The sequence below is a fragment of the Neisseria blantyrii genome (assembly GCF_962747855.1).
GTDB lineage: Bacteria > Pseudomonadota > Gammaproteobacteria > Burkholderiales > Neisseriaceae > Neisseria > Neisseria viridiae.
Window position 1 is genome coordinate 148,475 of record NZ_CAUIZY010000003.1, and the last position, 21,952, is coordinate 170,426.

Below are 21,952 nucleotides of genomic sequence, written 5' to 3' on the forward strand. Positions count from 1 at the left end.
ACCGCGTTCAACCCAAAGCGGAAAACGACACCATCAGAAACGGGGCGGCAATATTGACCACCACGCCGAAGCTGACCGCTACCGGCACGACTTCCAAACCGCCCGCACCCTGAATCACGGGCAATGTGAAATCCATACTGGTCGCACCGCCAACCCCCACCGCTGCATCCGGAAAACGCTTCATCAGCAGCGGGATAAATGCCAATGCAAACAGTTCTCGTGCCAAGTCGTTCAACAGCATGATGCTACCCCATACCGCGCCGTAAGCCTCGGTCATCACCAAACCCGAGAGGGAATACCAGCCGAAGCCAGAAGCCATCGCCAAACCCTTCGCCCACGACACGCCGTCTGTCAAAACGGCAAACAGCAGCCCGCCCGAAAGGGATGACAATATAAACCAAACCGACAGCCAGATGCCCCTCCGGTTAAGCAAAACCTGCCGCAACGGCACGCCGCCGCTTTTGAGCTGTACGCCGATGAGGAACACCAGCAGCATCAGGCAGTACATACCCGCGTTTTCAGACGGCATCCAAATATCGCGCATCAATTTGCCGGACACAAAACCGAGCAGCACGCATCCGAGCTGTCCCACACTGCCCGACACGCCGACCGAAACGCCCTTCCCTTTTCCCCCTATCCGCCACGGGAACAACTTTCCTAAAACTGCCAAGACAAGCAGGTTCGCCCCGACCGTACAAACAAACAGCCACAGAACCGTCAACGCCATATCGTCCAACCGCGAACCCAAATCCTCCACGCGCGACAACGATACGCCGATCAGCAGCAGCACGGCATATACCAAAACCGACAGCACCTTGTCCAAAGCGGGCAGGTAAGGCTTGGGAACACGGATAAAAAATCCGGCAAACATCGGTACCAATACCGAAAGCAACGTCATCAGGCTGTTCATCTCCTGACCTCCTTTATTGCCGCATGATATGTGCGGCTTAAAAATTGCCGTCTGAAAATTGCAGATACCCGCATCCATATTTCAGACGGCATCAGGTTCGCCATTAAAAAACCGCCTGAACATCTGATTCAGACGGTTTTCTCTCCATCAGGCATTCAATCTTCCAAAGTCTTTTCCAAGCGTTCCATACAGTTGCCCAAATGGCGGCGCAGGATTTTGACCACGCGGTTGCGCCTGCCTGCCAGCAGCAGGTCGAGGATTTCGCGGTGTTCGGAATGCGTGTGCGTATTGATGGCGTGTTTTTCCTCGCGATGCACGCCCGCCACGGCGACAATCAGGGAAGACCGCGCGCACAGCGTATTCATAATGTCGAACAGCACATCGTTGCCCACCAGGCGCGCCAGTTCGACGTGGAAGGCATTGGACAGGCGGTTCCAGCCGACGCGGTCGCCCCTGCCGGAAGCCTCTTCTTCGCGCCTTATCATCGCATAAAGCGGCTTGAGGCGCGTTTCCAAATCCGGCAGGTCTGCGAGGATGTTCAAAATCATCGTCTCCATTTCGATGCGCGCATTGAACACATCCTGCATTTCTTTCAAATCGGGAACGTGGACGAACGCGCCCCTGTTGGGTTGCAAATCGACAATCTTGTCGTGCGCCAAAAGCGACAGCGCGCCGCGGACGGTGTTGCGCGAACACACCATCTGACGGCAAAGTTCGGACTCGGTCAGCTTTTTGCCGGGCAGCAGCACCTGATCGGTAATGCCGTCCAAAATCAGGGCGTAAACACGGAACAGTTCCGAATCGTGCCGCTCTTCGAGAATCAGGGAAGACGTGGTCGGCGCATGGATAATGTCGTCGTTTTCAAAGTTCATGATGTTTTCCGTATTTTTACGCTTTCAAGTTTTTTTAAGATGTTTTAAGACAGCTGTGTTTCAAATCGTGTCGGAGAAATTAAAGTATTACACAAATTTATTTTATAGTGGATTAAATTTAAATCAGGACAAGGCGACGAAGCCGCAGACAGTACAGATAGTACGGCAAGGCGAGGCAACGCCGTACTGGTTTAAATTTAATCCACTATAATTCAATAAATTAATATATGGCTTAAAATAACGGGATTCCCGCCTTCCGCCCGCCCGCAGAAGCAGGCGGGTATCATTTTAAAACGCGGCATTTAAAATTTGACCGAAAATTGTTGACAATCCGGAATCAAGCCTGCACAATACCCCGACAAGTCCAAGTATTATAAAGGCTGAATAAAGAGGAAACAGCAGGCAGATATATTCGGGAGGTGCAGTCCGAATATATCTGCTTTTTTATGCGCCTCCGGATTGCCTGCCGCACCTTTCCCCTTCAGACGGCATCAGCCGTTTCTCCATAATGCCGCCCGATGCCTATTTATCTGCCCCGGCAATTTCAAAACTGTGGGTAATCTTTGCCGCTTTGCCCAACATAATCGAAGCCGAACAGTATTTTTCGGCAGACATCTGAACGGCGCGCTCAATGGCCGATTCTTTCAAATCATGCCCGATTACCTTGAAATGGATGTGGATTTCGGTAAACACGCGCGGCGCATCGTCCGCCCGTTTCGCCGTAACCGTCGCACGGCAGTCAGTCACTTTCTGACGCTGTTTTTCGGCAATCATCACCACATCGATGCTCGAACAGCCCGCCACGCCCAACAGCAGCATTTCCAAAGGGCTGGGCCCGCGCTTGACCGCGCCTTCCGCCGCCGAACCCTCCATAACGACGCTGTGCCCTCCTTCCGCCGTGCCGACAAAGCACATTCCGTCTATCCATTTTGATGTAACCTGCATCGTTCCTCCTTCCGGATAATCACATTAAAACCGCCCTGCATATGGCGTTGTTGCAAACAATTTCAAGCGGCCGGCACAAAAGCCCGTGACACCTGCCTAAGGCGTGGCGGGCCGCCCGTCGATTTGTGCCGATTTGAGTTTCAAGGTATAGGTTCTACCGTCGTCGGTATAACTGATTTGCGCCGGAATATTGTGCAGGGACGGCGCGAAGAAATAGCTTACCGTATCATCCCCCCGCCGAACCTGATATTTGACAACCTCGGTTTCCGCGCCGCCTATGCTGTATTTTCCCGTACCCGCCTTATTCAAACCGCCGACGGAATAAAGTTTTTTGCCGTTGGTAATTTTCAGCCCCTGAGGGAGTTTCGCGTCGTTTGCCGCCAACTGCCAGGCAAGCGTGAACAAATCCATAGACCGGGGGCTTTGCTCGGTTTTGCTCTCGCCCGCTTTGCCGTAGGTTACGCTGCCGTTGGCGAATTTGGCTTCCGCATACAGTTTGCCCCTGCGTATGTCTTTATAGTAGGTAGGGTGCAGGGTATTGCCGGCAACCGTACCGCCGGACTCGAAACGGATGTTGTACAGCGGCACTTTAATCGTGGAAACAATTTTGTAAGCATTGCCGCTGCGTTCAAATGTCATCGTGGCGGGAATGCCGTAGCTGCCCGAATAATGCAGCACGGCGGATTGGGGCAGCCCTGCCGCATACGCGCACGGCAGGGCGGCGGACAAAATGGCGGCGGAAAATATATTTTTAAAAGTCTTCATCATTTGCTCCCGCCCGGTTTACGCCGTCAGGAAACGGGCGGCATCGGCGCTTTCCGAATTTCTGACGCGGTTTCCCTCGATAATCAGGCGGCCGGCGGCAAAATCGGCAACGGCTTTCGGATAAAGTTTATGCTCGACAGCCAAAACCCGGGCGGCAATATCGTCTGCCGTATCACCATCAAGTATCGGCACAACCCCTTGCGATACAATCGGGCCGCAATCCAGTTCGGCGGTAACGAAATGGATGGTGCAGCCGGCAACGCGGCAGCCCGCCTCCAAAGCGCGTTCGTGCGTATGAAGCCCGGTAAACGAGGGCAGGACGGACGGATGGATGTTCATCAGCCTGCCTTCGTAATGGGCGCAGAACTCGGGGGTCAGAATCCGCATAAAACCCGCCAAAACCACCAAGTCGGGTTGATATGCGTCGATTTTTTCCATCATGGCGGTATCGAAGGCAAGCCGGGACGCAAAGTTTTTATGATTCAGGCTGTCGGTCGGAATACCCTGACCGGCCGCCCATTTCAGTCCTTCCGCCGTTTCGCTGTTGCTTAACACGGCGGCAATACGGACGTTGGGAATGGCGGCATTGACGATTGCCTGCATATTGCTGCCGCGTCCGGAAATCAGGATGACGATGTTTTTCATAATGGTGCGCTTTTGAAAGGGATGCCGTCTGAACCGCTGTTTGGTGGCTTCAGACGGCATTTGCCGTAAAAATGCCCGAAAACCTGTTTCGGGCAAGGGTTCGGACTTAATTTACTTTTTTGATATCGACTTGTGCCGGCTGTTGGGCAGGTGCATTTTCGGGTGCACCAACCTTAACCAGTTTCACATCAAATACCAAAGTAGAGTTCGGGCCGATTTTTTCTCCCGCACCCTGTTCGCGGTAGGCAAGGTTGGACGGGATGTAGAACGTGGCTTCGCCGCCTTCTTTCAGAAGCTGTACGCCTTCGGTCCAACCCGGAATCACTTGGCTCAAGGGGAAGGTGGCCGGGCCGCCGTTGGCTTTGCTGCTGTCGAATACCGTACCGTCAATCAGGCGGCCTTCGTATTCCACGGTAACGATGTCGTCTTTGGTCGGCTGTTTGCCTTCGCCCTGTTTGGTGATTTTGTATTGCAGGCCGGAAGCGGTGGTTTTCACACCTTCTTTGCCGGCATTTTCCTTCAGGAAGGCTTCGCCTTTTTCTTTATTGGCCTTCGCGTCCGCCTTGTGTTTTTCTACGGCTTTAGCCTGCTGCTCCTGCAGGAATTTCATCATGACTTCCTGAGCCTGCTCTTCGGTCATTTTGATTTCTTTGCCGTCATACACTGCCTGCATGGCTTCGGTAAAGACTTTCAAATCGATTTCCGCGCCCTGTTCCTTCATTTGCTTCAGGGAGCGTCCGATGTCCACACCCATCGCATAGCTTGCCTGCTGCATCGTGCTGCCGATTGAAGAGGTGTCGCCCTGCGCGGCAGAAGCGGCGGCAGGTTCGGATGCAGATGCGGGAGCAGCTTCTTTTTTGCCGCAGGCGGAAAGTGCCAAAGTGGCGGCAAGGGTCAGTGCGCTGATTTTGAAAATTTTGTTCATAATAGCTCTTCGCTGTTAATAAGGTCGGAAAAACGGGATTATAGCCGAGTTTGAATGTTTCAACACACAGGATGACACATAAAGCGTCAATCTGTGTGTTGCCCTGTTTTGGAAGGGATTAAACCTTCCCAAATAAGGTCTGATTCTACCGCCCCGAAGGACAGATGTCCAAGTGGTGGGGTTCAACCGATAAGGAAATTTTAATCAAATAGAATCAAGCCTGTTTAAATTTTGTAAATGCGACATTTCAGACGGCATTTCATGCCTTGCCCTCCATGCCGTGATGTTCGATGGCAAAACCGCTTCGGCGGTAGGCGGCAAAGCGTTCGCGCGCGTCGGCGAGTTCTTCCAGGCTGTTGCCGACGATTTCCAAAACGCGTGCGGGCAAGACCGGAGCGGTGTTCCAAAAACCGTCGGACAGGTTCAAAACAGTCATGCCTTCGGGAATTCGGGGCGGATTGCCGCCGCAGGCAAGCAGGACGGATGTTTCAGACGGCATGGCTTCTTCCGTTGCCCAAATTTCGTGCGGAATGAAACTCTCGGCCTCGTATTGCCAAAGCATTTTGTCCAATTCCTGAAGCTGCCCGAACGAATCGGACCACACCAGTATCCTGCCGCCGTCCCGAATCGCACGGGCAATCAGGCGGCAGGTGAAAATCGGAACTTGGGCAACGTGCGTGTAAAAGGTAACTTTCGGCATATTGTTTGAACATTTGATAGGATGATGCCGTCTGAAAGGCTTCAGACGGCATTTTGGCAAAATTAAAGATTCCGCAGATAGTTCAGCAACAAGGGAACGGGGCGGCCGGTCGCGCCTTTTTCCGCACCGGATTTCCACGCCGTACCCGCGATGTCAAGATGCGCCCACGGGTAGTCTTCGGTAAAGTAAGACAGGAAGGTGGCGGCGGTAATCGTGCCCGCGCCGGGCGTACCGATATTGGGGATGTCGGCAAAATTGGACTTGAGCTGGTCTTTGTAGGTTTCAAAGAGCGGCAGTTGCCACGCTTTGTCGTCCACGTTGCGGGAGGCGGCCAGCAGGCTGTCGACCAAATCTTGATTGTTGCCCATCACGCCGCTGACGTCATGACCCAGGGCGATGATGCACGCGCCGGTCAGAGTGGCAACGTCGATGACGGCTTTAGGTTTGAATTGTTCGGCGTAAGTGAGCGCGTCGCACAAAATCAGACGGCCTTCGGCATCGGTGTTCAACACTTCAATCGTCAGGCCTTTCATGCTTTTCACGACGTCGCCCGGTTTGTTGGCTGCGCCGGAAGGCATGTTTTCGCAGGTGGCGACGATGGCGATGAGGTTGATCGGCAGTTGCAGTTTGACGGCGGCGCAGAAGGTACTGATGACGGTTGCCGCGCCACACATGTCGAACTTCATTTCGTCCATGTTCAGGCCGGGTTTGAGGGAAATGCCGCCGGTGTCGAAGGTAATGCCTTTGCCGACCAATACCACAGGCGCGGCTTCTTTGTCGGCCGCACCGAAATAGCTCAGTTCGACCAAATATGGGTCTTCGACGCTGCCTTTGGCGACAGACCAGAACGAACCCATGTTTTCTTTGATGTAGTCTTTTTCAATGATTTTGGCGTGTGCGCCCAATTTTTCGGCTTCGGCTTTGGCGGTACGCGCTAAAAATTCGGGCGTGCATTCGTTCGGCGCGGCATTGCCCAAGTCACGGCAGAGGCTTTGTCCGTAAACCTGCGCTTCGGCGACGCGCAGGGCTTCTTTGACGGCGGCTTCGTGTGCGGTGTGGAACACGGCTTGTGCGAATTTGGCGGGCTTGGCTTCTTTTTTATAGCGGTCGAAACGGTAGGCGGCGTTGCCGAACGCGATGGCAAAGGCTTCGGCAACAGCGGCGGCTTGCGCTTCTTCAAAGGCGTGAACGTCCACATTGACCGTTTCTTGATTTTGCGCCCATTTGGCGGCTTCGGCTGCGGCTTTGTTCAATGCGGCGCGGCCGGTGCTTTTCAGACGGCATACGGCGACTGCCTGCAAACCGTTGTCCGTCGGGATTTTGGTGTCGGCGAAATTTTGACCCTCTTCCAAAGCAGAGAAGAGCGCATGTGCGGCGGTGTTGCGATCGGGTGCTTTGTCGGCACAGACAAACAGCAGCGCACCTGCCTGCCGTTCCTGCAAGATTTCGGTTTTTGTGCTAAATTCCACGTTTATTCTCCTGATTGAGACGGTTTATCGGGAAATTCAGACGGCATCCGTTCAAATGCCGTCTGAAAAGACGGTCTGATTGTACTCCATTTGAAAGCCTGTCCGAAACCTTACCGATACCACCGCCTGTTGCCAGCCGAAGCCGGAACCCATGATTTACCAAAGAAACCTGATTAAAGAACTTTCCTTTACCGCCGTCGGCATTTTCGTCGTCCTCTTGGCGGTATTGGTGTCCACGCAGGCCATCAACCTGCTTGGCCGCGCAGCCGACGGGCGTGTCGCCATCGATGCCGTTCTGGCCTTAGTCGGCTTCTGGGTCATCGGTATGACGCCGCTGTTGCTGGTTTTGACCGCGTTCATCAGCACGCTGACCGTGTTAACCCGCTACTGGCGCGACAGCGAAATGTCGGTCTGGCTCTCCTGCGGATTGGCATTGAAACAATGGATACGCCCGGTCATGCAGTTTGCCGTGCCGTTTGCCATTTTGATTGCCGTCATGCAGCTTTGGGTGATGCCGTGGGCGGAACTACGCAGCCGCGAATACGCCGAAATCCTCAAGCAGAAACAAGAATTGTCTTTGGTGGAGGCAGGCGAGTTCAACAGCTTGGGTAAACGCAACGGCAGGGTTTACTTCGTCGAAACCTTCGATACCGAATCCGGCATCATGAAAAACCTGTTCCTGCGCGAACAGGACAAAAACGGCAACGACAACATTATCTTCGCCAAAGAAGGCAATTTCTCGCTGAACGACAACAAGCGCACACTCGACCTGCGCAACGGCTACCGATACAGCGGCACGCCCGGACGCGCCGACTACAACCGCGTTTCCTTCCAAAACCTCAGCCTGATTATCAGCACCACGCCCAAACTCATCGACCCTGTTTCCCACCGCCGCACCATCCCGACATCCCAGCTCATCGGCAGCAGCAATCCCCAACACCAGGCGGAATTGATGTGGCGCATCTCGCTGACCGTCAGCGTTTTGTTGCTGTGCCTGCTTGCCGTGCCGCTTTCCTATTTCAACCCGCGCAGCGGCCATACCTACAATATCCTGATTGCCATCGGTTTGTTTTTGGTTTACCAAAACGGGTTGACCTTCCTGCGCAACGCCGTGGAAGACGGCAAAATCCATTTCTGGCTCGGACTGCTGCCCATGCACATCATCATGTTCGTCATCGCAATCGTACTTCTGCGCGTCCGCAGTATGCCCAGCCAGCCCTTCTGGCAGGCGGTTGGCAAAAGTCTGACATTGAAAGGCGGAAAATGAACCTGATTTCACGTTACATCATCCGCCAAATGGCGGTTATGGCGGTTTACGCCCTCCTTGCCTTCCTTGCCCTGTACAGCTTTTTTGAAATCATCAACGAAGTCGGCGACTTAGGCAAAGGCAGCTATAACGGCGCAACCATGGCGCAATACGTCCTCATGCAGATGCCCGCGCGCGCCTACGAACTCATGCCTCTCGCCGTCCTCATCGGCGGCCTGATTTCCCTCAGCCAACTGGCTTCCGGCAGCGAGCTGACCGTTATCAAAGCCAGCGGTATGAGCACCAAAAAGCTGCTGTTGATTCTGTCGCAGTTCGGTTTGATTTTTGCCATTGCCACCGTCTCTCTTGGCGAATGGGTTGCCCCCACGATGAGCCAAAAAGCCGAAAACATCAAAGCCGCCGCCATCAACGGCAAAATCAGTACCGGCAATACCGGCCTTTGGCTGAAAGAAAAAAACAGTATTATCAACGTGCGCGAAATGTTGCCCGACCATACGCTTTTGGGCATCAAAATTTGGCAGCGCAACGATAAAAACGAACTGACCCAAGCGGAAGAAGCCGAATCAGCCGTTTTGAATCCCGACGGCAGCTGGCAGCTGAAAAATATCCGCCGCAGCATATTGGGCGAAGATAAAGTCGAGGTCTCCACTGCTGCCGAAGAAAACTGGCCGATTTCTGTCAAACGCAACCTGATGGATGTATTGCTCGTCAAGCCCGACCAAATGTCTGTTGGTGAATTGACTACCTACATCGACCATCTGGAAAAAAACAACCAAAATACCCAAGTCTATGCCATCGCATGGTGGCGCAAGCTGGTGTATCCCGTAGCCGCATGGATAATGGCGCTTGTTGCCTTCGCCTTCACCCCGCAAACCACGCGCCACGGCAATATGGGCTTGAAACTCTTCGGCGGCATCTGCCTCGGATTGCTGTTCCACTTTGCCGGCAGGCTCTTCGGGTTTACCGCCCAGCTCTACGGCATCCCACCCTTCCTCGCCGGCTCACTGCCTACCATAGCCTTCGCCCTGCTCGCCGTTTGGCTGATACGCAAACAGGAAAAACGTTGAACAAATGCCGTCTGAACCTCTCTTCAGACGGCATTTGTTTTCATTGACACATTCCCGCAGACAGATAGCCGTTCCCTATTGCATTACCTGTCATAACAGTTCCATTTTTGTTAAAACTAGTCTATGATAGCAGTGCAAATATTGTTTACAATATTTAACGCAAATCATTTACAACCGGACAAAAGAAAAACAGAAAAAGGAACAAAGAGATGTTAGAAGCCTATCGTAAAGCCGCCGCCGAGCGCGCCGCCCTCGGCATTCCCGCCCTCCCTTTGAACGCGCAGCAAACCGCCGATCTGGTCGAGCTGCTGAAAAATCCGCCCGCAGGCGAAGGCGAATCCTTGGTCGAACTGCTTGCCCACCGCGTACCGCCCGGCGTGGACGATGCCGCCAAAGTCAAAGCCTCATTCCTAGCTGCCGTTGCCGAAGGCAGCGCATCCAGCCCCTTGATTTCCCCCGAATATGCGACCGAACTGTTGGGCACGATGCTCGGCGGTTACAATATTCACGCCTTAATCGAACTCTTGGACGACGACAAACTCGCACCCATTGCCGCCAAAGGCTTGAAACATACGCTTCTGATGTTCGATTCCTTCCACGATGTTCAGGAAAAAGCCGAAAAAGGCAACAAATACGCGCAGGAGGTTTTGCAATCTTGGGCGGATGCCGAATGGTTTACCTCACGCGCCAAAGTTCCCGAAAAAATCACCGTTACCGTCTTCAAAGTTGACGGCGAAACCAATACAGACGACCTCTCTCCCGCGCCCGACGCATGGAGCCGTCCTGATATCCCTCTGCACGCGCTGGCTATGTTGAAAAACCCGCGCGACGGCATTAATCCTGACAAGCCTGGCGAAGTCGGTCCGATTAAATTGTTGGAAGAACTCAAAGCCAAAGGCCATCCGGTTGCTTACGTCGGCGACGTGGTCGGTACCGGTTCTTCACGCAAATCCGCGACCAACTCCGTCATTTGGCATACAGGCGAAGATATTCCGTTCGTACCGAACAAACGCTTCGGCGGCGTATGCCTGGGTGGCAAAATTGCGCCGATTTTCTTCAATACTCAAGAAGACTCCGGCGCGTTACCGATTGAAGTCGATGTTTCCGCGCTGAAAATGGGCGATATCGTCGATATTCTGCCTTATGAAGGCAAAATCGTGAAAAACGGCGAAACCGTTGCCGAGTTCAGCCTGAAATCGCAAGTATTGCTGGACGAAGTGCAAGCCGGTGGCCGTATCAACCTGATTATCGGTCGCGGTCTGACCGCCAAAGCGCGCGAAGCCCTGAAACTGCCTGCTTCTACCGAATTCCGTCTGCCTCAAGCGCCTGCTGAAAGCAAAGCCGGTTTCACCTTGGCCCAAAAAATGGTTGGTCGCGCCTGCGGTTTGCCGGAAGGCAAAGGCGTGCGTCCGGGTACTTACTGCGAACCACGCATGACTACTGTCGGCTCGCAAGACACTACCGGCCCGATGACCCGCGACGAGTTGAAAGACTTGGCTTGCTTGGGCTTCTCTGCCGATATGGTGATGCAGTCTTTCTGCCACACCGCCGCCTATCCGAAACCTGTCGATGTAAAAACCCATAAAGAACTGCCCGCCTTTATTTCTACCCGTGGCGGCGTGGCTCTGCGTCCGGGCGACGGCGTGATCCACTCATGGCTCAACCGCCTGCTGCTGCCTGATACAGTGGGTACCGGCGGCGACAGCCACACCCGTTTCCCTATCGGTATTTCCTTCCCCGCAGGCTCCGGCTTGGTTGCTTTCGCAGCAGCCACAGGCGTGATGCCGCTCGATATGCCTGAGTCTGTATTGGTACGCTTTAGCGGCAAGTTGCAACCGGGCGTAACCCTGCGCGATTTGGTGAACGCCATTCCGCTGTACGCGATTAAACAAGGTCTGCTGACTGTTGCCAAAGCCGGTAAGAAAAACATCTTCTCCGGCCGCATCCTCGAAATCGAAGGCCTGCCTGATTTGAAAGTGGAACAAGCCTTTGAGTTGACCGACGCATCCGCCGAACGCTCCGCCGCCGGCTGTACCGTGAAGCTCAACAAAGAGCCGATTATCGAGTACATGAAATCCAATGTCGTATTGATGAAAAACATGATTGCCAACGGCTATCAAGATCCGCGCACTTTGGAACGCCGCATCAAAGCCATGGAAAAATGGCTGACAAATCCCGAGTTGCTCGAAGCGGATAAAGATGCAGAATACGCCGCCGTGATTGAAATCAACATGGACGACATTAAAGAGCCGATTATCGCCTGCCCGAACGACCCGGACGACGTATGCTTCATGTCTGAACGTTCCGGCACCAAAATCGACGAAGTGTTCATCGGTTCGTGCATGACCAACATCGGCCACTTCCGCGCCGCTTCCAAACTCTTGGAAGGCAAGAGCGATATTCCCGTCCGCTTGTGGGTAGCACCGCCGACCAAAATGGACGCGAAAGAGTTGTCCGACGAAGGCCACTACGGCGTACTCGGACGTGCCGGCGCGCGTATGGAAATGCCGGGTTGCTCCTTATGTATGGGTAATCAGGCGCAAGTACGCGAAGGTGCGACCGTTATGTCCACCTCCACCCGCAACTTCCCGAACCGCTTGGGCAAAAACACCTTTGTTTACCTCGGTTCGGCGGAATTGGCGGCAATCTGCTCCAAACTGGGTAAAATCCCGACCGTTGAAGAATATCAAGCCAATATCGGCATCATCAACGAACAGGGCGATAAAATCTACCGCTATATGAACTTCAACGAAATCGACAGCTACAACGAAGTAGCCGAGACCGTGAATGTTTGATCCCTGTCATCCATATGAAGTAAGGGATTGACCGCAATGCCGTCTGAACAACCTTCAGACGGCATTGCAACATTCCGCTAACCCTTCTTTCCGCAAACGCTGCAAATACGGCGTTCACTCCCCCACATAAAGGAAACGACAGTGAACCTGAAAAACCGCCATTTTCTGAAACTTTTAGACTTCACGCCGGAAGAAATCACCGCCTACCTCGATCTTGCCGCCGAATTGAAAGCCGCCAAAAAAGCAGGGCGCGAGATTCAGCGGATGAAAGGGAAAAACATCGCCCTGATTTTTGAAAAAACATCCACGCGCACACGCTGTGCGTTTGAAGTTGCCGCACGCGATCAAGGGGCGGGAGTGACTTATTTAGAGCCGTCCGCCAGCCAAATCGGGCATAAGGAAAGCATCAAAGACACCGCCCGCGTGTTGGGCAGGATGTATGATGGCATCGAATATCGCGGCTTCGCTCAGGAAACTGTCGAAGAATTGGCGAAATACGCCGGCGTGCCCGTATTCAACGGTCTGACCAACGAGTTCCACCCCACACAAATGCTTGCCGATGCACTGACTATGCGTGAACATAGCGGCAAACCTTTGAACCAAACCGCGTTTGCCTACGTCGGCGACGCGCGTTACAACATGGGCAATTCCCTGCTGATTTTAGGGGCAAAATTGGGGATGGACGTGCGTATCGGCGCACCGCAAAGCCTGTGGCCATCTGAAGGCATTATCGCCGCCGCACACGCCGTCGCCGAAGAAACCGGTGCAAAAATTACCCTGACCGAAAACGCGCATGAAACCGTGAAGAATGTTGATTTTATCCATACCGACGTATGGGTCAGTATGGGCGAGCCAAAAGAAGTATGGCAGGAGCGCATTGATTTATTGAAAGATTACCGCGTTATCCCCGAGCTGATGGCGGTATCGGGCAATCCGCAGGTCAAATTTATGCACTGTCTGCCCGCCTTCCACAACCGAGAAACCAAAGTCGGCGAATGGATTTACGAAACCTTCGGGCTGAACGGTGTGGAAGTTACAGAAGAAGTATTCGAAAGCCCTGCCAGCATCGTGTTCGATCAGGCGGAAAACCGTATGCACACGATTAAAGCGGTAATGGTCGCGGCTCTGGGCGACTGACAGAACTGTACCTGTTTAAATTCATCCGCAACACAGATGCCGTCTGAACACGATGTTCAGACGGCATCCATATAAAAACTGCCTACACGATGTGTAGGCAGTTCCGTTTGAAAACAATCAGTTTTTGTCTTGGTCAACCAATTTGTTGGCAGTAATCCAAGGCATCATAGCACGCAGTTGTGCGCCGACTTTTTCAACTTGGTGTTCGGCATTCAGACGGCGGCGGGCAGTCATAGACGCGTAGTTGACGTTACCCTCTTGGATAAACATTTTCGCGTATTCGCCGGTTTGAATGCGTTTCAGGGCATTGCGCATGGCTTCTTTGCTGGAAGCATTGACCACTTCAGGACCGGTAACGTATTCGCCGTACTCCGCATTGTTGGAAATGGAGTAGTTCATGTTGGCAATACCGCCTTCGAAAATCAAATCAACGATGAGCTTCATTTCGTGCAGACATTCGAAGTAAGCCATTTCAGGTGCATAACCTGCTTCAGTCAAAGTTTCAAAACCGGCCTTAATCAATTCGACCACACCACCGCACAACACCGCTTGCTCGCCGAACAGGTCGGTTTCGGTTTCCTCGCGGAAAGTGGTTTCAATCACACCGCCTTTGGTGCCGCCGTTAGCAGCCGCATAAGACAGGGCGATGTCTTTGGCTTTGCCGGAATTGTCTTGGTAAACGGCAATCAGAGAAGGCACGCCGCCGCCGCGTTTGTATTCACTGCGTACGGTATGGCCCGGACCTTTGGGGGCAACCATAATCACGTCCAAGTCGGCACGCGGAACGATTTGGTTGTAGTGCACGTTGAAGCCGTGTGCAAATGCCAGCGTTGCGCCTTCTTTCAGATTGGCTGCAACTTCGGCGTGATAGACGGCAGGCATGGTCTCATCAGGCAACAGCAGCATAACCACATCGGCTTCTTTGGTCGCTTCAGCAACAGTTTTGACGACATGGCCGGCTGCTTCGGCTTTTTTCCAAGAAGAACCTTGGCGCAGACCGATTACCACGTTTACACCCGAATCTTTCAGGTTGGCGGCATGGGCATGACCTTGCGAACCGTAACCGATGATGGCAACGGTTTTGCCTTTGATCAGGGACAGATCGGCATCTTTATCGTAATAGACTTGCATTTGATTTCCTTTAAGGTAAATGGTTGTCGAAGCCTTAATAATGTTGAGCGGCTTCGGACGGGTTAAACAGAGTGTGCCGCTTAAGCGGCAACTTCATTCATCAATACGATTTCCAACGCTTCGGTTTTGCCGTCAACGGACTGGACGAAGGCTTGGAAATGCGCGCTGGCGTTATGTTCGTCAATAGCTGCTTGGGATTTCCAATTTTCCACGAAAACAAAACGGTTCGGTTTGCCGATTTCCTGATGGAGATCGTAGCTGATGTTGCCCTCTTCCGCGCGGCTGGCTTTGACCAGGCTTTGGAACAAGGGTTTCAGCGTTTCCGTGCATTCGGGTTTAACAGTAACCAGTGCGACGATTTTAATGTTTGACATCAATCTCTCCTACCGCTTTGTTTTTCAGACGGCATATTGCCGTCTGAAAAACGGCGGTATTAAATTTTCAAGATACGCTCGCCGCGGCCGATGCCGGCTGCGCCTGTACGTACGGTTTCCAAAATCTGGGCGCGTCCGACAGTTTCGAGGAAAGAGTCGAGTTTGTCGGTTGAGCCTGTGATTTCGATGGTGTAGCTGCGGTCGGTTACATCGATGATGCTGCCACGGTAGATTTCTGTCAGGCGTAAAAATTCGTCGCGGTCTTTGCCGACGGCGCGGACTTTTACCAGCATCAATTCGCGTTCGACAAAACGGCTTTCGTTCAAATCGACCACTTTAATCACCTCAATCAATTTATTGAGTTGCTTGGTGATTTGTTCGATAACATGCTCGTCGCCATGAGTAACGATGGTCATGCGTGAAAGCGTTTTGTCCTCGGTCGGGGCTACCGCCAAGGAATCGATGTTGTAGTCGCGAGCTGAGAAAAGACCGACCACGCGGCTCATCGCACCTGATTCGTTTTCGATCAGAACAGATAAGATATGTCGCATTTGCCTCTCCTTACGCCTTTCCGTCCGCACGCATATGCGGCGGAAGTACCATTTCGTCCAAACCTTTGCCGTTGCCGACCATGGGCATCACATTCTGTTTCTGGTCGGTCAGGAAGTCGATAAACACCAGCCTGTCTTTTTGGTTCAATGCTTCCAACAACGCACCTTCCACATCAGACTTCTTGTCCACGCGGATACCGATATGGCCGTATGCCTCGGCAAGTTTGACGAAATCGGGCAAAGAATCGAAATAGGTTTCCGACTCTCGTCCGCCGTAATATATTTCCTGCCACTGGCGTACCATACCGAGATAACCGTTGTTCAGCGTAATGACGTTAACCGGAATCCGATATTGGAAACAGGTGGACAACTCTTGGATGTTCATCTGGATCGAGCCGTCGCCGGTAATACAGAATACGTCTTGATCCGGGGCGGCAAGTTTTGCACCAATCGCATAAGGCAGACCCACGCCCATCGTACCCAAACCGCCGGAATTGAGCCATTGGCGCGGACGTTCGAAGGGATAATATTGAGCCGCAAACATTTGATGCTGCCCTACATCCGATGTGATGATTGCCGAATTGCCGGTAATCTCGGCAAGTTTCTGAATCACATATTGGGGCTTGATAATTTCGCTGCCGTTGTCAAACCACAAGCAATCGCGGGAACGCCATTCCTCTATGGTTTTCCACCATTTGCCCAAAGCATCTTCAGACGGCATGGACTCTTGCTTTTGCCACAGTTCAACCATCTCGGACAAAACGTTTTTCACGTCGCCGACAATCGGAATGTCCACCTTCACGCGTTTGGCGATGCTGGAAGGATCGACATCGATATGGATAACCTTCTTCGCCTTCTCGAAAAATTTGGACGGTACGGAAACCACACGGTCGTCAAAACGCGCACCTACGGCAAGAACGACATCCGCATTCTGCATGGCAAGGTTTGCCTCGTAAGTACCGTGCATACCGAGCATACCGAGGAATTGGCGGTCGCTGGAAGGATAAGCACCCAAGCCCATCAGCGTACCCGTGCACGGAGCACCCGTCATTCGGACAAATCGGGTCAGCTCTTCAGAAGCATTACCCAACACCACGCCGCCGCCAAAATAGACGACTGGACGTTTGGCAGATGCCAACATCTGCACGGCCTTTTTAATCTGACCGATATGCCCTTGAACAACTGGTTGGTAAGAGCGGATAAAGATATCTTCCTGCGGATAGCTGAATTTCGCCATCGCCTGAGTTACATCTTTGGGAACATCAACCACAACCGGACCGGGACGGCCGCTGGCGGCAATTTGGAATGCTTTCTTGATGGTCTCGGAAAGCTCGTTGACATCGGTTACCAAAAAATTATGTTTGACGCACGGACGGGTAATACCGACCGTATCCACCTCTTGAAACGCATCCGTACCGATAAGCGAATTGCCGACTTGTCCGCTGATGACCACCATCGGAATCGAATCCGTATAGGCAGTAGCAATACCGGTCAGTGCATTGGTAACGCCCGGGCCGGATGTAACCAATGCCACACCCACCTTACCGCTGACGCGCGCATATGCATCTGCCGCGTGTACTGCCGCCTGCTCATGTCGGGTAAGAATGTGTTTGAATTTATTGAGTTGGAACAGTGCATCGTAGATTTCGATAACCGCACCGCCGGGATAACCGAAAACGTACTCGACGCCTTCGGCTTTGAGACTCTGCACTATGATTTGTGCGCCTGATAACTGCATAACGACCTCTTTTATACGGTTTCAAACCAATAGGGACAAACCGCTTTGCCACAGCACCTGTAATGCAATTCCACCAAGCAGCGATTTAGGGTACGCGCATTGGAAGAACACAGCAACAGACGGATTATCCAATCAATTGGAAAGAAACACAGAGTTTGTGAAAAAGAGTAGAAACGATAACGCAAACCGACAGTTCAATCAAGAAAAATCTTTCATCTTTTAATATTTTTTGAAGATGGAGAGATTATTGATTGATTTTAAAAGAATAAAATCAGGAGTACCTTTTTTTGAAAGATGGGAATTGTTGACAGTTTGTGCAGGAGGGGCAGATGTGAAAAATCCTTCTTCGGTATCAAGAATTTTAAAATTTACAGGGTTTCATCCCAATAAAGACTCGGGATATTGATTGAACTTGATTTTATTTTTGATATATCAAAAATATTCCCAACCATACTTCCTGAAAATGGCTCATTGCACCGGACTGTATTGGGCGGCATTGACAGAACCAAGAGGGCTAACAACGACTTAATATATTGATTGTATTTAGTCTTATTAAACAGCAATAGACAAAAAAATAACCGCTAAAAAAGCGGTTGTGGTGCCCAGGGTCGGACTCGAACCGACACACCTTGCGGCGGGGGATTTTGAGTCCCCTGCGTCTACCAATTTCGCCACCTGGGCTGGTGAAGAAGCCGTCATTATAATGGCTTTTGAGATTCTGTAAACCTTTTTTTGAAATTATTTTATCTGTTTTTATTTTGTTTTTGATTTTAAATAGAATTTTTATTATTTTAATCTTACTGTTCTTTCCGCTCAAAAGCATTCTGTATGATTCGGCAATTCCTGCCGTACAGACAACGTAAAAAATACTACATTAAATCTGCCAAACGCGTTAAGATGGAAATATTCAAATTCCGTACGAATCAGGTTTTTCTATATTATTCTTGGGAGATTGTCATGTTTTCTGTACCGCGTTCCTTTTTGCTGGGCGTTTTCGCACTTGCCGCGCTTGCCGCCTGCAAACCTCAAGACAACAGTGCGGCGCAAGCCGCTTCTTCAAACGCATCCGCGCCGGCTGCGGAAAATGCGGCAAAGCCGCAAACGCGCGGTACGGATATGCGTAAGGAAGACATCGGCGGCGATTTCACGCTGACCAACGGCGAAGGCAAGCCTTTCAGCCTGAGCGATTTGAAAGGCAAGGTCGTGATTCTGTCTTTCGGCTATACGCACTGTCCCGATGTCTGCCCGACAGAGCTTTTGACGTACAGCGACACGTTGAAGCAGTTGGGCGGGCAGGCTAAGGACGTGAAGGTTGTGTTTGTGAGCATCGACCCGGAACGCGACACGCCTGAAATCATCGGCAAGTATGCCAAACAGTTCAATCCGGACTTTATCGGTCTGACGGCAACGGGCGGCCAAAGCCTGCCGGTCATCAAGCAGCAATACCGCGTGGTTTCTGCCAAAGTCAATCAAAAAGACGACAGCGAAAACTATTTGGTCGACCACTCTTCCGGTGCGTATCTCATCGACAAAAACGGTGAGGTTGCCATTTTCTCGCCTTATGGAAGCGAGCCGGAAACGATTGCCGCCGATGTGAGAACCCTGCTCTGATAAAACCGTATGCCGTCTGAACCGCCGATGCCTGTTCAGACGGCATTATTGTTTCAACCGACAAAGGACATCCACACCATGCAGGATAATGCTTTGACCATCGCCTTATCCAAGGGGCGCATTTTTGAGGAGACGCTGCCGCTGCTTGCCGCTGCCGGCATTGTTCCGACTGAAGAGCCTGAAAAATCGCGCAAGCTGATTATCGGGACGAACCATGAAAACATCCGCCTTGTCATTGTCCGCGCAACCGATGTGCCGACTTATGTGCGCTACGGCGCGGCGGATTTCGGGATTGCGGGCAAAGACGTGCTGATCGAACACGGCGGCTCCGGGCTTTACCGACCTTTGGATTTGGAGATTGCCAAGTGCCGCATGATGGTTGCTGTGCGTGAAGGGTTTGATTACGAAGCCGCTTCGCAACCCGGATGCCGTCTGAAGATTGCCACGAAGTATCCTGAAATCGCGGCATCTCATTTTGCCGGCAAGGGTGTCCATGTGGACATTATCAAACTGTACGGCTCGATGGAACTTGCGCCGCTGGTCGGCTTGAGCGATGCGATTGTGGACTTGGTTTCGACGGGCAACACCTTGAAGGCAAACGGCTTGGAGGCAGTCGAACACATCGTCGACATTTCCAGCCGCCTGGTGGTCAACAAGGCTGCTTTAAAAACGAAATACGCGCTGCTGGAGCCGATTATTCAGGCGTTCGGCGGCGCAGTGAAGGCGAAGTGAGCATTCATTTGAATAAAGATGCGTTTTCAGACGACCCTATCCGTTCCCGCCGACAGGTTGTCTGAAAATATCACCGGCAGTAAACTGTATAGGAGAAGTTAAAATGGTTGCAAAAATAAAAAAATTCTCAGATTCGACCCTTTCCGTTTTGAATAACGGCGAGCGTCGGTTTTATGTCTATTGTCTGACCGACCTGAAAAAAGACAAAATCCTCTACATCGGCAAAGGCTGCGGTAATCGTATCTTCGAGCATGAATGGGTTGCTAGTCGTTCACAAGACCCTGTCTCCGGCGAGATTATCGATCGGAAACTCAAAGCCATCTCAAAATGCAAGAAACTCGGTCGCTATATCATCAGCTATCATCTGACTGAAGTCGAAGCGCTCGCCGCCGAATCTGCCTTAATTCATTTTGTTAAATCTGTCTTGGGTAAAAAACTCAAAAATAAAATTGCCGGGCATGGTCCGGGTGGTATTAGCGTAGAAGAGCTAGATCGCCGCTTTGGATTCTCTTCTCTCCCACTTAACGAGATTAACCCCGACGGACTGATTCTCGCCGTCAAAATCCATGATGCTTTCGATTTAGACACTAACGAAGAATTAGACTACCATTTCAACAACCGAGACGATGCAAACCTTAAATCGCGTACCTTAGGCAACTGGTGGCTCAATAAAGATGCCGCCTCCAAAGTGAAATACGTTATCGGCGTTCACACCGGTCTGCAAAACGCTGTTGTTAGCGCATACGAAGTGGACGGTTTTGAAACAATGATTGGTGAAAGCAAAAACGGCAGACCACAAACCCGTTACCGCTTCCATACCATCTCGCACAGCGAAGAGGTATTAGCCAAACTCGGCCTGCAACAAAAATGCCTACCCGAATTGAAGTTTGCCAGCAGGGGAGAAAAGGCTTACATCAGACCCAAAACAGAGGCAGAAACTGAACAAGAGAATATTCAGACGACCCCAGTCCAAAAATAAAAAAGGAGAACAAATCATGAAAAAACTCAACACCCAATCACCCGATTTCCAAGCTAAACTCAAAGCCCTGCTGGCCTTTGAAACCGCGCAAAACCCCGAAACCGAACGCATCGTCGCCGACATTTGCGCCGACGTGCAAAAGCGCGGCGATGCGGCTTTGATTGAATACACCAACAAATTCGACCGGGCAAACGCTCAAAGCATCGATGATTTAATACTCACGCAAGCCGATTTGAAAGCCGCGTTCAAGCGCATTCCGAATGACGTTCAGACGGCATTGCGGATTGCCGCCCGCCGTGTCGAAAGCTACCACCAACGCCAAAAAATGGAATCGTGGAGCTACACCGATGAAGACGGCACGCTGTTGGGGCAACAGATTGCCCCGCTTGACCGCGTCGGTATTTACGTCCCTGGCGGCAAGGCGGCATATCCGAGTTCCGTCATCATGAACGCGATGCCCGCCCACGTCGCAGGCGTGAAAGAAATCATTATGGTCGTACCGACACCGAAAGGCGAACGCAACGACATCGTGCTTGCCGCCGCATACGTCGCCGGCGTAACCAAAGTCTTCACCGTCGGCGGCGCGCAAGCCATCGCCGCCCTCGCCTACGGCACGGAAACCATCCCCCAAGTCGATAAAATCACCGGTCCGGGCAACGCCTTCGTCGCCGCCGCCAAACGCCGCGTGTTCGGCGTGGTCGGCATCGACATGGTGGCAGGGCCGTCTGAAATCCTGGTCATCGCCGACGGCACGACACCCGCCGACTGGGTGGCGATGGATTTGTTCAGCCAGACCGAACACGACGAAATTGCCCAAGCCATCCTCATCGGCACGTCTCAAGCGTATCTCGACGAAGTAGAAGCCGCTATGGACAGGCTCATCGAAACCATGCCGCGCCGCGACATCATCGAAGCCTCGCTCGGCAACAGGGGCGCGATGATACTCGCCAAAGACTTGGACGAAGCCTGCGAAATCGCCAACTACATTTCCCCCGAACACTTGGAATTGTCAGTCGAAAACCCGCAGGAATGGGCGAAAAAAATCCGCCACGCCGGCGCGATTTTCATGGGACGCTACACTAGCGAAAGCCTCGGCGACTACTGCGCCGGCCCAAACCATGTGCTGCCCACCAGCCGCACCGCCCGCTTTTCCTCGCCTTTAGGGACATATGATTTCCAAAAACGCTCCAGCCTGATTCAGGTTTCGGAACAGGGTGCGCAAAAATTAGGCGAAACCGCCAGCGTGCTGGCACACGGCGAAAGCCTGACCGCCCACGCCCGCGCGGCAGAGTTCCGTATGAAATAATGCCGAAACGGCGTACAGGCATATTCCAACCAT

The 21,952-nt window shown here is 52.3% G+C and carries 19 protein-coding genes, 1 tRNA gene and 1 pseudogene; 8 read left to right on the plus strand and 13 right to left on the minus strand.

Annotation, left to right across the window (positions count from 1 at the left end; translation table 11 throughout):
* Nucleotides 1-7: 7 nt before the first annotated feature.
* From Q9J80_RS04370 to Q9J80_RS04410, 8 genes are all read right to left on the minus strand, one after another.
* Nucleotides 8-910: a LysO family transporter gene (locus Q9J80_RS04370; protein WP_301674119.1), complete on the minus strand. Its 903-nt coding sequence runs from the start codon at nt 908-910 to the stop codon at nt 8-10.
* A 155-nt stretch (nt 911-1,065) separates the two neighbouring features.
* Nucleotides 1,066-1,782 (minus strand): GntR family transcriptional regulator, encoded by a 717-nt coding sequence (locus Q9J80_RS04375; protein WP_002212831.1) that lies wholly within the window; start codon nt 1,780-1,782, stop codon nt 1,066-1,068.
* Nucleotides 1,783-2,304: 522 nt separating this feature from the next.
* The gene (locus Q9J80_RS04385) at nt 2,305-2,727 is read right to left on the minus strand and encodes an OsmC family protein (protein ID WP_301674118.1); all 423 of its coding nucleotides are present in this window, start codon (nt 2,725-2,727) and stop codon (nt 2,305-2,307) included.
* A 96-nt stretch (nt 2,728-2,823) separates the two neighbouring features.
* Nucleotides 2,824-3,495: a DUF3108 domain-containing protein gene (locus Q9J80_RS04390; RefSeq protein WP_301674117.1), complete on the minus strand. Its 672-nt coding sequence runs from the start codon at nt 3,493-3,495 to the stop codon at nt 2,824-2,826.
* Between the two features lie 15 nt (nt 3,496-3,510).
* A complete protein-coding gene (gene purN, locus Q9J80_RS04395; protein WP_301674201.1) occupies nt 3,511-4,137 on the minus strand; it encodes a phosphoribosylglycinamide formyltransferase in 627 nt (208 codons plus the stop codon).
* A 106-nt stretch (nt 4,138-4,243) separates the two neighbouring features.
* The gene (locus Q9J80_RS04400; protein WP_301674116.1) at nt 4,244-5,062 is read right to left on the minus strand and encodes an FKBP-type peptidyl-prolyl cis-trans isomerase; all 819 of its coding nucleotides are present in this window, start codon (nt 5,060-5,062) and stop codon (nt 4,244-4,246) included.
* Nucleotides 5,063-5,321: 259 nt separating this feature from the next.
* Nucleotides 5,322-5,762: a DNA polymerase III subunit chi gene (locus tag Q9J80_RS04405; protein ID WP_301674115.1), complete on the minus strand. Its 441-nt coding sequence runs from the start codon at nt 5,760-5,762 to the stop codon at nt 5,322-5,324.
* Nucleotides 5,763-5,824: 62 nt separating this feature from the next.
* Nucleotides 5,825-7,231, minus strand: a complete 1,407-nt coding sequence (locus tag Q9J80_RS04410; RefSeq protein ID WP_301674114.1) for a leucyl aminopeptidase — start codon at nt 7,229-7,231, stop codon at nt 5,825-5,827.
* Nucleotides 7,232-7,382: 151 nt separating this feature from the next.
* On the opposite strand from Q9J80_RS04410, the gene lptF reads away from it, so the two are divergent.
* The 4 genes from lptF (at nt 7,383) to Q9J80_RS04430 (ending at nt 13,497) form a co-directional block, all read left to right on the plus strand.
* Complete coding sequence (gene lptF, locus Q9J80_RS04415) at nt 7,383-8,498, plus strand: LPS export ABC transporter permease LptF (protein WP_301674113.1); 1,116 nt, start codon at nt 7,383-7,385, stop codon at nt 8,496-8,498.
* Nucleotides 8,495-9,565 carry an LPS export ABC transporter permease LptG gene (gene lptG / locus Q9J80_RS04420; protein ID WP_301674112.1) on the plus strand — a complete coding sequence of 357 codons (1,071 nt, stop codon included), beginning with the start codon at nt 8,495-8,497 and terminating at the stop codon, nt 9,563-9,565. The genes lptF and lptG overlap by 4 nt, the downstream gene beginning before the upstream one ends.
* A 209-nt stretch (nt 9,566-9,774) precedes the next feature.
* Nucleotides 9,775-12,360: a bifunctional aconitate hydratase 2/2-methylisocitrate dehydratase gene (acnB, locus tag Q9J80_RS04425; protein WP_301674111.1), complete on the plus strand. Its 2,586-nt coding sequence runs from the start codon at nt 9,775-9,777 to the stop codon at nt 12,358-12,360.
* Between the two features lie 141 nt (nt 12,361-12,501).
* Nucleotides 12,502-13,497 (plus strand): ornithine carbamoyltransferase, encoded by a 996-nt coding sequence (locus Q9J80_RS04430; RefSeq protein WP_118792332.1) that lies wholly within the window; start codon nt 12,502-12,504, stop codon nt 13,495-13,497.
* Nucleotides 13,498-13,614: 117 nt separating this feature from the next.
* Here Q9J80_RS04430 and ilvC read toward each other — a convergent pair whose 3' ends face one another.
* From ilvC to Q9J80_RS04455, 5 genes are all read right to left on the minus strand, one after another.
* Nucleotides 13,615-14,628: a ketol-acid reductoisomerase gene (gene ilvC, locus Q9J80_RS04435; RefSeq protein WP_301674110.1), complete on the minus strand. Its 1,014-nt coding sequence runs from the start codon at nt 14,626-14,628 to the stop codon at nt 13,615-13,617.
* An 80-nt stretch (nt 14,629-14,708) separates the two neighbouring features.
* Nucleotides 14,709-15,002: a putative quinol monooxygenase gene (locus Q9J80_RS04440; RefSeq protein WP_301674109.1), complete on the minus strand. Its 294-nt coding sequence runs from the start codon at nt 15,000-15,002 to the stop codon at nt 14,709-14,711.
* Between the two features lie 59 nt (nt 15,003-15,061).
* Nucleotides 15,062-15,553, minus strand: coding sequence for an acetolactate synthase small subunit (gene ilvN, locus Q9J80_RS04445; RefSeq protein WP_118792334.1), 492 nt, complete (start codon nt 15,551-15,553; stop codon nt 15,062-15,064).
* A gap of 10 nt (nt 15,554-15,563) precedes the next feature.
* Nucleotides 15,564-17,291 (minus strand): biosynthetic-type acetolactate synthase large subunit, encoded by a 1,728-nt coding sequence (gene ilvB, locus Q9J80_RS04450; RefSeq protein WP_301669653.1) that lies wholly within the window; start codon nt 17,289-17,291, stop codon nt 15,564-15,566.
* 596 nt (nt 17,292-17,887) lie between these two features.
* Nucleotides 17,888-17,972: transfer RNA gene (locus Q9J80_RS04455), tRNA-Leu, on the minus strand.
* Nucleotides 17,973-18,248: 276 nt separating this feature from the next.
* Between Q9J80_RS04455 and Q9J80_RS04460 the strand changes: the two genes are divergently transcribed.
* From Q9J80_RS04460 to hisD, 4 genes and pseudogenes are all read left to right on the plus strand, one after another.
* The gene (locus Q9J80_RS04460) at nt 18,249-18,902 is read left to right on the plus strand and encodes an SCO family protein (protein WP_301674108.1); all 654 of its coding nucleotides are present in this window, start codon (nt 18,249-18,251) and stop codon (nt 18,900-18,902) included.
* Between the two features lie 78 nt (nt 18,903-18,980).
* On the plus strand, nt 18,981-19,634 hold the full coding sequence (gene hisG / locus Q9J80_RS04465) for an ATP phosphoribosyltransferase (RefSeq protein ID WP_123197022.1): 654 nt from the start codon (nt 18,981-18,983) through the stop codon (nt 19,632-19,634).
* A gap of 103 nt (nt 19,635-19,737) precedes the next feature.
* Nucleotides 19,738-20,633 (plus strand): annotated as a pseudogene (locus tag Q9J80_RS04470) (LEM-3-like GIY-YIG domain-containing protein).
* Entirely contained in the window at nt 20,630-21,919 is a 1,290-nt protein-coding gene (gene hisD / locus Q9J80_RS04475) for a histidinol dehydrogenase (protein ID WP_304671382.1), read from the plus strand. The pseudogene Q9J80_RS04470 and the gene hisD overlap by 4 nt, the downstream one beginning before the upstream one ends.
* Nucleotides 21,920-21,952: the final 33 nt, after the last annotated feature.